Source organism: Micromonospora sp. NPDC005087 (genome assembly GCF_042872965.1).
In the GTDB taxonomy this organism is placed as follows: Bacteria; Actinomycetota; Actinomycetes; order Mycobacteriales; family Micromonosporaceae; genus Micromonospora.
The window spans coordinates 879,871-892,917 of the sequence record NZ_JBIALB010000001.1; the positions used below are offsets into that span (position 1 = coordinate 879,871).

14 protein-coding genes and 1 pseudogene are annotated in these 13,047 nt (G+C 69.2%); 7 read left to right on the forward strand and 8 right to left on the reverse strand.

Translation table 11 applies throughout. From position 1 onward, the window contains the following. Positions 1–168: 168 nt before the first annotated feature. Positions 169–477: a hypothetical protein gene (locus ACFYPS_RS04100; protein ID WP_354965252.1), complete on the reverse strand. Its 309-nt coding sequence runs from the start codon at positions 475–477 to the stop codon at positions 169–171. 211 nt (positions 478–688) lie between these two features. Between ACFYPS_RS04100 and ACFYPS_RS04105 the strand changes: the two genes are divergently transcribed. Both ACFYPS_RS04105 and ACFYPS_RS04110 read left to right on the forward strand, forming a co-directional pair. Beyond that, a complete protein-coding gene (locus tag ACFYPS_RS04105; protein ID WP_387322623.1) occupies positions 689–2,923 on the forward strand; it encodes a Tn3 family transposase in 2,235 nt (744 codons plus the stop codon). 643 nt (positions 2,924–3,566) lie between these two features. Then, complete coding sequence (locus ACFYPS_RS04110) at positions 3,567–4,130, forward strand: dihydrofolate reductase family protein (protein ID WP_354965254.1); 564 nt, start codon at positions 3,567–3,569, stop codon at positions 4,128–4,130. 273 nt (positions 4,131–4,403) lie between these two features. Here ACFYPS_RS04110 and ACFYPS_RS04115 read toward each other — a convergent pair whose 3' ends face one another. Together ACFYPS_RS04115 and ACFYPS_RS04120 are read right to left on the reverse strand one after the other, a co-directional pair. Beyond that, positions 4,404–5,411, reverse strand: coding sequence for an RNA polymerase subunit sigma-70 (locus tag ACFYPS_RS04115; protein ID WP_387322625.1), 1,008 nt, complete (start codon positions 5,409–5,411; stop codon positions 4,404–4,406). A gap of 178 nt (positions 5,412–5,589) precedes the next feature. After that, positions 5,590–6,513 (reverse strand): recombinase family protein, encoded by a 924-nt coding sequence (locus ACFYPS_RS04120; protein WP_354965256.1) that lies wholly within the window; start codon positions 6,511–6,513, stop codon positions 5,590–5,592. A 599-nt stretch (positions 6,514–7,112) separates the two neighbouring features. On the opposite strand from ACFYPS_RS04120, the gene ACFYPS_RS04125 reads away from it, so the two are divergent. Beyond that, on the forward strand, positions 7,113–7,565 hold the full coding sequence (locus ACFYPS_RS04125) for an HNH endonuclease (protein WP_354965257.1): 453 nt from the start codon (positions 7,113–7,115) through the stop codon (positions 7,563–7,565). Here ACFYPS_RS04125 and ACFYPS_RS04130 read toward each other — a convergent pair. Next, on the reverse strand, positions 7,505–8,062 hold the full coding sequence (locus tag ACFYPS_RS04130) for a GNAT family N-acetyltransferase (RefSeq protein ID WP_354965258.1): 558 nt from the start codon (positions 8,060–8,062) through the stop codon (positions 7,505–7,507). The two genes, ACFYPS_RS04125 and ACFYPS_RS04130, sit on opposite strands and share 61 nt — an antisense overlap. 41 nt (positions 8,063–8,103) lie before the next feature. Further along, positions 8,104–8,748, reverse strand: a complete 645-nt coding sequence (locus ACFYPS_RS04135) for a GNAT family N-acetyltransferase (RefSeq protein ID WP_354965259.1) — start codon at positions 8,746–8,748, stop codon at positions 8,104–8,106. A 285-nt stretch (positions 8,749–9,033) separates the two neighbouring features. Here ACFYPS_RS04135 and ACFYPS_RS04140 point away from each other — a divergent pair, with 285 nt between their 5' ends. After that, positions 9,034–9,219, forward strand: coding sequence for a hypothetical protein (locus ACFYPS_RS04140; RefSeq protein WP_387322628.1), 186 nt, complete (start codon positions 9,034–9,036; stop codon positions 9,217–9,219). Continuing rightward, positions 9,216–9,401, forward strand: coding sequence for a hypothetical protein (locus tag ACFYPS_RS04145; RefSeq protein ID WP_387322630.1), 186 nt, complete (start codon positions 9,216–9,218; stop codon positions 9,399–9,401). The genes ACFYPS_RS04140 and ACFYPS_RS04145 overlap by 4 nt, the downstream gene beginning before the upstream one ends. A gap of 5 nt (positions 9,402–9,406) precedes the next feature. Here the strand turns inward: ACFYPS_RS04145 and ACFYPS_RS04150 are convergent, their stop codons facing one another. Beyond that, positions 9,407–9,826: a hypothetical protein gene (locus ACFYPS_RS04150; protein WP_387322632.1), complete on the reverse strand. Its 420-nt coding sequence runs from the start codon at positions 9,824–9,826 to the stop codon at positions 9,407–9,409. On the opposite strand from ACFYPS_RS04150, the gene ACFYPS_RS04155 reads away from it, so the two are divergent. Further along, positions 9,813–10,355, forward strand: a complete 543-nt coding sequence (locus ACFYPS_RS04155; RefSeq protein ID WP_387322634.1) for an MSMEG_1061 family FMN-dependent PPOX-type flavoprotein — start codon at positions 9,813–9,815, stop codon at positions 10,353–10,355. The two genes, ACFYPS_RS04150 and ACFYPS_RS04155, sit on opposite strands and share 14 nt — an antisense overlap. A gap of 69 nt (positions 10,356–10,424) precedes the next feature. Here ACFYPS_RS04155 and ACFYPS_RS04160 read toward each other — a convergent pair whose 3' ends face one another. Further along, positions 10,425–11,201, reverse strand: a complete 777-nt coding sequence (locus tag ACFYPS_RS04160; protein ID WP_387322636.1) for a maleylpyruvate isomerase family mycothiol-dependent enzyme — start codon at positions 11,199–11,201, stop codon at positions 10,425–10,427. A 399-nt stretch (positions 11,202–11,600) separates the two neighbouring features. Between ACFYPS_RS04160 and ACFYPS_RS04165 the strand changes: the two genes are divergently transcribed. Then, positions 11,601–12,221: a DUF1062 domain-containing protein gene (locus tag ACFYPS_RS04165; RefSeq protein ID WP_354965263.1), complete on the forward strand. Its 621-nt coding sequence runs from the start codon at positions 11,601–11,603 to the stop codon at positions 12,219–12,221. A gap of 373 nt (positions 12,222–12,594) precedes the next feature. Here ACFYPS_RS04165 and ACFYPS_RS04170 read toward each other — a convergent pair. After that, positions 12,595–13,026, reverse strand: a pseudogene (locus ACFYPS_RS04170) (Tn3 family transposase); the annotation flags it as partial. Positions 13,027–13,047 lie beyond the last annotated feature (21 nt).

The window sequence follows — 13,047 nt, forward strand, 5'->3', positions numbered from 1 at the left end:
GGGAAGGCGAAGAGATTTCGGAGCGCGGCGGCAGGCAACTGCGTCCGGCCAGTCCGCGCGTGCTGCGCCTTCGGGGCTGGTGTCGGCCGGGTCCTCGGGTCGTAGCCGCAGGCGTCAACGCCTGCGGGAACCGGCCATAGGTGGCCGCCTGCTCATCAGTGAGGAAGCTCAGGCGCTGCCGAACCGGGTCGACGTGAAGTCCTCCTCGTCATGGGCGACATGGAAGCCGATCTCCTCCAGCCGCTCGATCTCGGTAATGGGTACCCCAGCCGGCTGGGCACAGACGGTCAGCTCACCCGGCGTGCAGTGCAGCGGGCTGATGTCGTTGTTGTGGGCCGGGGCGAGGATCGCCAGGGCCTCGACGAGCTCGCACCACGCAGGCGGCGCGTCGGGGCCGAGTAGCTGCCTGACTAAGGCCCGGCGGGTCTCGGGGTCCATGGTGATCTCAGGCTCGTCCTCGTAGCTGAAGATTTTCATGCCACTGCCTCCGTCTTGATCTGCTCTAAGGCTTGCCTGATACGCCTGCCGCTATCGGCCCTTGAGGAGCATCGGAACGGAAAGTAACGCTAGGGATGATCTTGATCGGCAGGGCTCCCGGGTGGACACGTTCGGGGTACGTCGGTTGTCGTGATCGACTGACCGTTAACCTGTCTTCGATCATGTTCGATATCTTCTACCGTTTCGGCCTGTGCCGGTTGAGTTCCTCACTGATGAGCAGGCGGCGGCGTATGGCCGGTTCCCGGCTGGGCTGACGCCGACGGAGCTGGAAGGCCTTTTCTTCCTCGATGACGCGGACCGGGACCTGATCGCGGAGCGACGACGGGATGAGAACCGGATCGGGTTTGGTTTGCAGGTGGCCACGGTGCGGGCGCTGGGCCTGTTTCTGGAGGATCCGCTGGATGTGCCGACCGAGGCGGTCGACTATGTCGCGGTGCAGGTCGGTGCGGCGGATCCGTCGGTAGCCAAGGAGTATCTGCGGCGCCGGCCGACTCGGTTCGAACACCAGCGCGAGATCGCCCAGGCGTACGGGTACACCGATTTCGCCGGGGCGGAGCCTGACCTGACGCGCTGGATCGACGACCGGGCGTGGACCACCGGGGACGGACCGAAGGCGCTCTTCAACGCGGCGGTGGGCTGGCTGCGCGAGCGCAAGGTGCTGCTCCCGGCGGTGAGCACTCTGGCCCGCCTGGTCGCGCGGGTCCGGGCACAGGCAACGGACCGGCTCCACCAGCGGCTGTCCGACCTGGTGTCGGCCTTTCAGGCCCGACTGCCGGAGGATCTGCTCGAGACGGTGGACAAGGCCGCGTACGTGTTCTGCGTGCTCGAGCAGTTCCACCAGCGGCTCAAGCGCCGCGACATCTTCGCCGCGGTCTCCGAACGCTGGGGCGACCCGCGGGCCCGGCTGCTCGACGGCGAGGCCTGGCAGCAGGCCAAGGCGCCCGCGTTGAACGCGCTGCAGCTGCCCGAGGAACCGCGCGAGCTGCTTGGCGGGCACGCCGCGGCGCTGGACGAGGCGTGGCGGCAGGTCGCGGCCGGGCTGGCCGTGGACACGGCGGCCCGGCTCGACGACGAGGGCCGGCTGCATGCGCAGAAGGTCACCGCAGTGCCGGACCCGTCGAGCTTGGTAGACCTGCGTAACCGGGTGGAGGCGATGCTGCCGCGCATCGACCTGGGCGAGCTGATCCTGGAGGTGATGGCCTGGTATCCCGGCTTCGCCGGCGCGTTCACCGCGCTGTCGGGGGCGACCACCCGTCTGGACGACCTGCACGTGACGGTCGCCGCGACGTTAACCGCGCACGCGCTCAACGTCGGCTTCGGGCCGGTGATCTCCGACGGAATCCCCGGGTTGACCCGAGGCCGGATCAGCCATGTCGACGCTACCTACCTGCGGCCGGAGACCTACGCTGCGGCGAACGCGGTGCTGATCGACGTCCAGGACGGTATCGGCCTGGCCCGGGCCTGGGGCGGCGGTCTGGTCGCGGCGGCCGATGGGATGCGGTTCGTGGTGCCGGTCCGTACAATCCATGCCCGGCCGAACCCGAAGTACTTCGGCCAGCGGCGCGGCGCGACTTGGCTGAACGCGGTCAACGACCAGGCCGTCGGCACCGCCGGGATGGTGCTGTCGGGCACCCCGCGTGACTCGATGCACCTCATCGACCTGCTCTACCGGCGCGACGGTGGCCGCCGCCCCGAGGTCGTCATCGCTGACACCGGCTCGTACTCCGACGTCGTCTTCGGGCTGCTGCAGCTGCTCGGCTTCGACTACCGGCCGCAGCTGGCCGACCTGCCCGATGCCAAGCTGTGGCGGATCAACCGCACCGCCGACTACGGCCCCCTGAACGCGACCGCCCGCGGCACCGTCGACCTCGACCGGATCCGCCGGCACTGGCCCGACATGCTTCGCATTGCCGGATCCATCCACACCGGGCAGATCTCCGCCTACGATGCGCTGCGGGTGCTGTTGACCGGTGGGAACCTCACCCAGCTCGGCGAAGCCCTGGCCGGCTACGGGCGGATCTTCAAGACCCTGCACGTGCTGACCTTCGTCGACGACGAACCGTACCGGCGCCAGATCAAGGGCATGCGCAACCTCAACGAAGGCCGCCACGACCTGGCCCGGCACGTCTTCCACGGCCGCCGCGGCGAGCTGCACCGCGCCTACCACGAAGGCCTGGAAGACCAACTCGGCGCGCTCGGCCTCGTCCTCAACTGCATCACCCTGTGGAACACCCTCTACCTGGACCTCGCCCTCGCCGGCCTGCGCGCCCAGGGCTATCCCGTGCTCTATGCCGACGTCGCCCGGCTCTCGCCTTACGTTCGCCACCACATCCGGGTCCACGGCCACTACACGTTCACCCTGCCCGACCTGGGCGGACGCACCTACCGACCGCTGCGCGACCCGGACGCCGGCGACGACGAGTAGCGGGTGCTGCCACCCTTATAGTGATCGCGCCGGATGCTCTTCCCCCGTGGAGCATCCGGCCTCTTTTCCCTCACGGGGCGCACTCGCCGTCGGGGGCATTGCCCCTCAGGGGTCCCTTCAGTAGTAGGCGCCGAAAAGACAACGCTTAGCTGCGTCGGCGCTGGGAGAGGTAGGTACTCGCGGATCTTGCCGGGCACGTGCGGCCGCTGGTCGCCGAGCGAGATGCCCAAGCGTCGGGAACGGGTTGGCGATCTCCAGCGCGGTGAGGGGGCCTGGCTGGCGCTCTAGCTGTGTGATCAGGCGTTCGGGGGCCCAGATCGCTCACACTCCCGCTCGCGCAGCGAGCGCGTCGAGCGCTACCGCAACGCCTCTGCGAAAGTAGACAGCCTCTGTTGCAGGTGGCCGTGGAAGGCCTTCCCGTCCGGGCAGTCGGCAGTAGCGGCCGGAGAGAGCTGGGCCATGGGTGCGCCGCTGCCCGTACGAGGGTGAAGTCGAGATTCGGTGGGTAGTGCTCGAGCCCACCCGAGTACGCCGTGCCGAGTCCGGAACGCGAGGACTATTTGCGGACGCAGATCGCGCACCGATTAGGTTTGCGCGCCGTGCCCGTCTGTACGTGTGAGATCGACTACGAGAGGCTGGCACGATGCGGAAACTGATCTTCGGCATGAACCTGAGCCTGGACGGCTACATCGCCGCGCCCGGCAACGACCTCGGCTGGAGCGTACCGAGCGACGAGCTGTTCCAGTGGTGGTCCGACCGGGTGGGGGCGACCGGCCTGGCGCTGTACGGGCGCAAACTGTGGGAGACGATGAGCTCCCACTGGCCGACCGCCGACCAGCAGCCCGGCGCCACACCGGCGGAGATCGAGTACGCCCGCCGCTGGCGGGACATGCCGAAGGTGGTGTTCTCCTCGACGACCCGCACGGTCGACTGGAACACCCGCCTGGTCACCGGCGACGCGGTCACCGAGATCACCCGGCTCAAGGCCGAAGACGGCGGCCCCATGGACATCGGCGGCGCCACACTTGCCGCAGCGGCCATGCGGGCCGGGCTGATCGACGAGTACGTGCTGCTCACCGCACCGGCCTTGCTGGGCGGCGGCACGCCGTTCTTCACGGCCCTGGACAGCTGGGTGAACCTGAACCTGGTGGAGACGCGGACGTTTCCCGGCGGCGTGGTACTGACCCGATACGAGACGAGGCGATGAGCACGGGCCAGGTCCTGGGCTCGTGACGCCAGGACGAAATCCCTTCCTGGCGTGCTCACCGTGACCCCTCGGCCTTGAGGGAACCTTCCCCGGGCCCTTCCCTGCGCTCCGAACGATGATCTTCTGGCATCAAGATTCCCCGCCGGCAACGCCGGCGGGGCGGTGGTGTTCGCATTGTCGCGTTTGGTGTTCAGGCGGTCGGGGTGCTCATTCCGTGGCGACTTCGGTGACGGCGGCGTGCGCTGTACTCGTCGACGATGGTGACATGTGTGATCACAGTGTCGGTGGCAGGTCCAGCCATGGTTTGTCGGCGGCGTCGAATCCTGTGAGCTCGGCGATCTTCCCGTCGACGATGTGCAGGACCGCGATGGCGAATAGCCGGTACTCCGGGTCGTCGGGGGTGCGGAGGTACAGCACGGCGGCAGGCATGCGGTTGACCGTCGTGGTGATACCGCGCCAGTCGTCGTAGCCGCGCTGGAAGAGCCCACCGGAGACCCAGCCGTCCACCGCGTCCTTGGCCGTCGTGGTCACGGTGCCCGGATCGGGCAGCATCGCGAAGCGCAGGTCGTCGCGCAGTAGGGACGTCAGCCCGTCGAGGTCGTTGCGCTCATGGGCCTCGATGTACGACTTCACCGCGCCGCGCTCGTCATTCGACAGCTCGTGGGTGGCGGGGCTCCGCCAGTCGAGGCGGCGGTCGGGCAGCTGCTCGCGCATCGTCACACGGGCCCGCTGCAGTGCGCTGGTCACCGATGCGACGGTCAGATCGAGGGCGTCGGCGGCTTTCGACGCCGGCCAGCCGAGGACGTCGCGCAGGATGAACACCGCCCGCTGCCGCGGCGGCAGGTGCTGGACGGCGACGATGAACGCCAGCTCGATCGTCTCCCGTGCCACCACCGATTCCTGCGGGTCCTCGGGGAGCATCCGGTCGGGGTACGGCTGCAGGTACAGCACCTCGGAGTCGGGGTCCGGCAGCTCGGACGGTACGGGTGTGCGGTTGTTGCGCTTCTCCAGGAAGTCGAGGCAGGCGTTCGTCGCGATCCGGTACAGCCAGGTCCGCAGGGCCGCGTGGCCCTTGAACGACTCCCGCTTGTTCCACGCTCGCAGGAACGTTTCCTGCGTCATGTCCTGAGCGTCCTCGTAGTTCGCGAGCATCCGGTAGCAGTGCACCTGCAGCTCACGCCGGTGGCGCTCGGTCAGGAGCGCGAACCGCCCGGAATCCTCCGCGCGGACCGCCGCGATGAACGTGGCCTCGTCGGCGCCCAGCCGTCTGGCGTCGGTCATGGTCATTAATCCTTCCACCGGTGCGAGAGGGCTAACAGAACTGACGACGTGGCGGAGGATTTCTGATCGGTGAAGCCGCTGACACCGGGTCGTTCGCCAGGCCGGATGGGTCGGGTCGATCCAGGGGACGTGCTCCGGTGTCGGGCACGCCCTCGATGTCGAGGTGGGGCCAGCACGGCTAAGCGTTGTTTTTCGGCGCCAGCTCGGCGTCGATCGGGTCGAGGACACGGGCGGGCCGGGGGCGCACGATCGCCGGAAGGTCGGCGCCGGTGCGCTGCGCATGCTGGATACGGGCTTGCTCGACGGCGGCTGGGTACGCCTGGGTTTTCTCGTGGGCGGCGAGCGCGCGGTAGATGCTGGCCACGCTCGGGTTGCGGCCCTTGCGCTTACCGGTCGCGATGAACAGGTCAGGGCGGATCTGCTCGACGGTCTCACCGTTGGCACGCCGGCGCAGCACGGTATGCAGCATGTCCTCGGTGATGACGGCCGGGCGGCCGCCGTGTTTGCCTTTGCGGGCGGCGGCGTCGAGGCCTTCGAGGGTGGCCTCGCGAATGTTTTCCCGTTCGGTGTCGCCCATCGCGGCGAAGAAGGCGAACAGCATGCGCCCGGAGCCGGCCGGGTCGTAGAGGCCGGGCAGCGGGCCGGCGAGCATCTCCAGGACCAGGCCGTGCGCGCTGAGATGATCGGCCAGCGCAGTGAGTTCGGCGGCGTCACGGCCAAGGCGTTTCATCTCGTTGACGGTCAGGATGACCCGGCAGTGCGAGGCGTGGGCCTTGATCTGCCGGGCCAGCGCGAGTGCCGCCTCGAACTGCGGTCGCATCCGGACCCGGGTGGAGATCTTCTCGGCGAAGATCTTGTCGCGGGGGATGCCGTGCGCGGCGAGGGCGTCCAGCTGTGACTGGAGTTCCTGGGTCAGGGTGCTGCATCGGGCGTACCCGATCCGGATGTCCGCGGCCGGGGCGTCGGCGGGCAGCGGTGCCGGCGGCGGGGTGCCCGGGCGCCGCAGCTGCCCGGGGCCGCGGTCGGCCGGGGTCAGCACCCGCAGAGCCTTGCTCAGTCGGCGGACCTTGGTCAACCGGCCGGTGTGGTACGAGGTGGCCACCACGCCGGACCGCGATCGGCACGGCGAGCCGGGCTGCGCCTGACAGCGCGGGCACGGGTGCGCTCGACATCATCGGCGTCTCGGGTCTCCGGATCGCGGTCTTCTTCACCAGCCATGCCCAGCATGCTCGCACAAACGTTGCTCAGAACATCACAGCGACACTTTTGCGTGAGAACGGATCCGGGTCCGGATCAGCGATTCCTGACCGGATGCTGATCTGTTCCCAAAATGGACCGTTTCTGCGAAAGCGGTAGCAGCCGGGCAAGCTGTTCCAGCCAAGATCATCGCTAGCGTTACTTCTCGTTCCGATGTTCCTCAAGGGCCCTATCGGCGGCCGGCCCACGATCATCAACCTCGAGATCCTGCGCGCCGGCCGCGACATGCTGCCCAACCCCAAACTTCCCGCCACTATCGGTCTCGGCTAGGCAGGGCAACCACTAGGTGGCAGTTTCTCGTCCCTGGGGCGAGAATCCGCGACAGTTGAATAGGCGGTCTCACCAGTCTCAAGGGCCGCCGCCTACCGGCTCACCCGGGGTACGGCGGACGCCTGACGTGCGAGCCCCCGGATAGAGTGACGTGTGCTCAGCAGGGTCAACGGCTTGTCCCGCCACTTCACTGAGGACAGCCTCCGCCGATATCTCCTGGAGCGTTCGGTCCGGCAGGCCGACGGCTGCCTGATCATCCGCGGGTACGGCACCCAGCGCGGCGTGTACCAGAAGGTCGCGGGCCGGGCCTGGGCACACATCGCCGCCTACGCCGCCTTCGTCGGGGGCTACGACCCCGACCTGGACGTCGACCACCTCTGCGACGCCCGGGACTGCGTGGAGCCCACTCATCTGCGGCAGGTCACTCACGCGGAGATCTGCCGTACCCGGGCGCAGCCGTCGACCTGCCGCAACGGGCACGACCGCGAGGTCGACGAATCGACGGGGCGGTACCGGCGGACGTGCCGCGCCTGCAACCGGGACAGTCAGCGCCGTTGGCGAGAGCGTCAGGCCGCCGAGGTGGCGCTGGCCCGCTCGGCGATCATCGCGAAGACGGCCAGGTCATGAGGCTCGCGCCCGTCCTGCCCGGCCATCCGTAGTGTGCCCTCGCGCTGGTACCCGGCCTTCTCGGCCACCCGTAGGGAAGCCACGTTGTCGACCCGGCAGTGCAACTGAACCCGTCGCATCCCGCCGTCGGCGAGCGCCCACCGTCCCACCGCCCGAGCTGCCTCGCTCGCGAAACCGCGACCTCGCTGACTGGCGTGTACGCCGTAGCCGATCTCGGTGCGACCGGCCTCCCAGTCGGTGTCCCGCAACCCGGTGCTGCCGACGATCTCGCCGGTGGCCCGCTCCAGGATCACCAGGTGTACGCCCTCGCCGCCCAAGCGCCGCTGATGCACCGCATCCGCCAGCCACGCGTCCACGTCAGCGACCGCCTCGGGGAAGCCGGGTGGCAGTGCCGTTCGATCCCCCGCCGCCACAAACGCCGCCACAGCCGCGGTGTCCTGCGGCCCGAACTCGCGGATTTCCAACCGGTCGGAGGTGATCTTCACTGGAGGGAACATGGCGTGCAGGCTAAGCCTCACCCGTACGTAATGCAGGGGAATTACGCCCGTTCGGCGCCTGACGGTCTCGGCTGAGCACCACGACACGCCTCCCACATCCCGCGGGTCATCTCGTACTCGACCTCACCCAGGTCCGCCCCCGGCAGCGGGTCGTCCCAGACCGAAACCCACGTGCGCACGTACCGCATGCCGATGGCCTCCATCACACCCCGGGACCCGGCGTTGACAGCCATGGTCTGCGCGATCACCCGGCTCTGCCCGACGGTGTCGAAGGCATGTCGCAGCAGGACGCGGGAGGCCTCGCTGGCCAGGCCTTGGCGCCAGTACCGGCGAACGAGGCGGTAACCCAGGTCCGTGACGGTGGGGTCGTCAGGTTGGTCGGGGCCATGCGCCGGCGGAAGCATCATGAGCCCGACGAACTCGCCCTCGTCCTCACGTGCTGGCGACGTCGAGCCACGCGCGCCGCCAGCAGACCCGAACGCCATCCAGTAGCCCAGGCCGTCCACCACGCGCGCCAGGGCCATCCTCTGCGCATGGGACGCGAGCACCTCGTCCCTGGACCGCGCCCGGCCGCTGAGGTAGCGAAGCACCTCCGGATCGGAATCGAGCTGGATCTCCAGCTCGAGATGCCGGTCGGCGAGCGGAACCAGCAGCAGACGGTCGGTACGCAAGATCGGTTGCGGCATACGGCGACGATCGCACGACTCACGCCGGCGGGGCGATCGGATTTCGCCGCAGGTCAGAGGCGCACTCCTGCACAGTCGTGGTGCTGCACCCCAGACACCATCCTGAAGTCTTACGCACAAGAACTGTCATTATGATGCATGCACGCTATGCCCCTTATGTGGCGACACATTATCGGATTATCGTTACTGGTAAACCGACAATCTAGCGTCAGTCTCGGGCAACGCACCCTCGCTGGCCTGGCCGCTGCCCGTGCCCGCGGCCGCACCGGCGGTCGCAAACCTAAGATGACCCCCGCCCTGATCAACAAGGCGCAGCGCATGTACGACTCGAAGCAGTTCACGATGGCCGAGATCGCCGCTTCCTGCGGCGTCACCCCCATGACCATCTACCGCAACATCCGCACTGACACCGCGGAGCGGCCCACCACGGCGACCGCGTCTACCGCCGCACCGAGAGGCGGGCCCCGGTGAACCGGCCGGGCTGGCTACTCGACGTCGACGGCATCCTCAACGTCTCCCGCCCCCGCGTAGCGCAGCGGCCCGCCCGCGGCCGCAGCTCCCGGTACGACGAACGTGATTACATGTACCGGGCCGCCGTGGACGTCATCACCATGAAGATTCGGCTACGAGACCTCACGCGGGACTCGGGGTGACACGGTCAATCGGCCAGCTCATCAACGCTGCGTACCGCCGCCGAGAGCAACGCCGGGTCGGGCGCGGCGGCGAGTACGTCGGCGACCGCGTCGGCGTATTTGATCGCGTGCGGATCGCCGATCGCCACCGCCCGGTCGGCCAGCTCCGCGATGGTGAGGTCGGGGCGAGGCTGCGGTAGCAGGCGCGGTTCGGCCGGTGCGTATACGGCAGTGACCGCAGCCGTTGCCGCCCAGGCCGCGGCGAGACTTGCCGGCCACATCGCCTCGGGAAGAACCGGCAGGACGCGCATGACCGCGTTCGGTGCGGTGACGGCGTGCACCAGCATCACCGGGTTGCCGTACCCGTAGCTGCCGCGCCGCTCGGCGGCCGCCGTCACCACAGCCGCAAGCCGCGCCGCCGTGCGTAAGCAGATGACCGAACTCACCGAGCAGACCCGGCAGTTGATCAGCTGCTCGTCGCTGGTCCTGGTCGCCAGCGTGGACGCCGAGGGCAACTGCGACGTCTCCCCGCGCGGCGGCCCCGCCGGGTTCGTCGCCGTCCTGGACGCGCGGACGGTGGCGACACCGGACGCGACGGGCAACAAGCGCCTGGACAGCCTGCAGAACATCGTCGCCACCGGGCGGGCCGGGCTGCTGTTCGTCATCCCGGGGCGCACCACGACACTCAGGGTGAACGGCCGGACCTGCGTCTCCACTCGCCCCGAGCTGCTGTCGCAGCTGACCGCCGTGGGCAAGCCACCGGCCAGTGCGCTGGTGCTGGGCATCGAGGAGGTCTACCCGCACTGCCCCAAGGCGCTGCTGCGCGGCGGGGCCTGGAAGCCGGAGCAGTGGCTGCCGGCGGACGCCCAGCCGACCTCGGCCGAGGTGACGCTGGCCCAGCTGCGGATGCCGGCGCTGACGATCGCCGACATCGAACAGGTGGAGGCGGACTCGCTGAAATACCGCTACGAGTGACGGGCCGCGGACCCACCGCCGTGCGCTGAGGCCGAGGTCGGCGCAGGGCGGTGGGTCCGTCGTCGCGTCCTATTCCTCCGGCTCCCAGGCGATCAGCTGGTCGAAGACGCGCCGGTCGCCGTCGAGCCGCAGCGAGTCCATCGGAATGCGGCCGTAGCAGAACATGACCAGCTCATTGGCCGTGCCCCGGGCGGAGACATAGGCCGCCTCCGGGCCCACGCCGGCCACCGGCGTGGGGAGGCGGGCGGTCCGGGCGCCGTCGGCGGAGAACCAGAGCCGCCAGGAACGGCCCTCGGTGGCGTGGTAGTCGATGACCGCGGGCTTGTGCGGCCACGCGGCCGTCGTCGCGACGCAGGTGGTCACGAACTCGTCGACACCGTCGAGGGCCACCTCGTCCGGCAGCGGCTGCGGGGCGCCCACGGCGACCTGGGCGTCGTAGGTGTGCACGGCGACCTGCTGGAGCTGGTGCCGGGCGACGGCACCAGTCGTCTGCGGCGACTGCGACGGACCCCACCACGTCCAGCAACCACGATCCGGGCCGGCCTCCCGCAGCGCGTCCAGCAGCTCCCCCGTCGACGCGGCGAACCAGGCCAGCAGGGCCTCGCGCTCCCGGGGCGCCGCCGGGGCGGACATCGCCGGCGGAGCGTCGGCGGGCCCCGCGGCCACGATGGCGGCCCACTTGCGGCGCCCCTCGCCCAGGTGCTGCACCAGGTCGAACAACGTCCACTCGGGGCAGGTCGGCACCCGCACGTCGAGGCTGGGTGCCGCGGCGACCGCCGCCCGGAAAGCGGTCGATCGTTCGTCCATCAGCCGCAACAGGTCAGCGAACTCCAGAGTCTTTTCCACCGCGGCTTTGTACCACCCCCTCCGACAACCGACAGCGGATTTCCCCACCCCCGGCGGCGGGGCCACGCGGAAAATCCGTTGCTCGGCGGGCCACGGGTTGACCATGCTGACGCGCATGGATCAGTGACCAGTGGCGCACGTGCGCGATGAAGACGGGTTCGAGTCACCTCCTCGTCTCCGTCCGCCGTGCCACTCGAAGCCCGCACCGCGTGACCGGTGCGGGCTTCCTTCACGCGACGTGATCTGCGACGTCGCGCCAGCCGGCGTGCTCCCCGCCGAGACGCCGGCTGCCCGCCACTGGATCCGGGAGGCACCCCCCGGCACGCCATCGCGCTGCCGGGCGCCTCCTGCCTAGACCTTGGAATCGCTGAAGCCATGAATAGTTCCCGCCATATCCGTGTGCCGGCCCACGGTCGCGGACCCGGCATCGACCGCAAAGCGCTGTGGGTGGTCAGCGAGCTCGGACTGCCCGCCATCGTCAAAACCTGCGTGTCATGCAGGTCCACGCGGCACCGTCCCACCGGCAAGATCCGGGTCAACGCGAACCACAAGCTGCTCGACGTGTGGCTGCTGATCTGCTGCGACCTGTGCGGCCGCACATCGAAAATCCCCGTCCACGAGCGCATCAACGTGCGGGCGCTGGACAACGAGCGGCTACTGATGTTCGAGAACAACGATCCGGCCATGGTGCGACAGCTGACCATGGACGCGACGCTCGCCCACAAGGCCGCCTACCAGCTTGACTGGACCGGCACCTGGCAGCTGGACACCGACATACCGTTCTACGACCTCCAGCGCGAGGATGCTGCGCCACTCGAGGTCATCATCAGGTTCGAGCTCCCGGCACCCATCCGGGTCGAGAAGCTGCTCACCGCCGGGTTCGGCCTGAGCCGTCCCGCCGTGCGAGGCATGGTCGACTCCGGGCGCATCCGCCTGCCCCTGCCCATCGACGCCAAGGCCCGCGAGGACTTCACCTTCCTGGTCGTCACCGCCCCACCGCTGTCACCTGAGCGGGCATAGGGTGCCACCCCACGGCGCGATGACCTGCGCCGTGGGGCGGCCCGTACCTTCCGGCCCGCCGGCCGTCGCGGTCGGCGGGCCGGCCCAGCGTGCGGCGGCTCACTTGAATGTGCCGGCCTTCGCCCGCACGGACATGCCTGCGTGCGAATCCCGTGCTTTCAAAGACCTCCGCTTGGCTGTCCGCGACATCTCGCCTGAGCGACTACTCCCGCCTCGCGAGCAACGCATCCACCCTCGGGGCCGGACAGCACCTCCGCTCGCGGCCCGCGACGCGGACACCGAACCCGCGCCTTATCGCCCCGTTACACACCGCTGCCACGCACTCAGACGGGCGCCCCCTTAAGGCCGGGCGCGGATCGCCTGCGTCATGGCATCAGCCGACACCGGCATCCGGGTCGCGCAGGGACCTGAGCTGCTGTGCGCTTGACGGGGCGGGGAAGGTGTAACGCCCCAGCACGTTGATGTGCGCGTACCCGAGCGGTGACAAGCGGGCGGCGTCCTCGTCGCGGACCTGGTAGCCCTGGGCGCGGAGCGCGGTGACGGCCAGGTCGATGTAGCGGGTGTTGAAGAGCACGACCGCGTTGAGGACGAGTCCGAGCGCGCCGAGCTGGTCTTCCTGTCTGGCGCGGTAGGGCTGCATGATGTCGCCGCGGTGTCCGTACAGGATCTTGCGGGCCAGGGAGTGTCGGGACTCGCCGATGTTCAGTTGCCGGGTCACGGTACGCCGGTAGGTTTCGTCGACCGGGTCGACCATGGCCAGCAGGTGCAGGGTCTTGGCGATCCGCCCGTACTCGGCCAGGGCTGCCTGGGGTCTTGACGTCAGCTC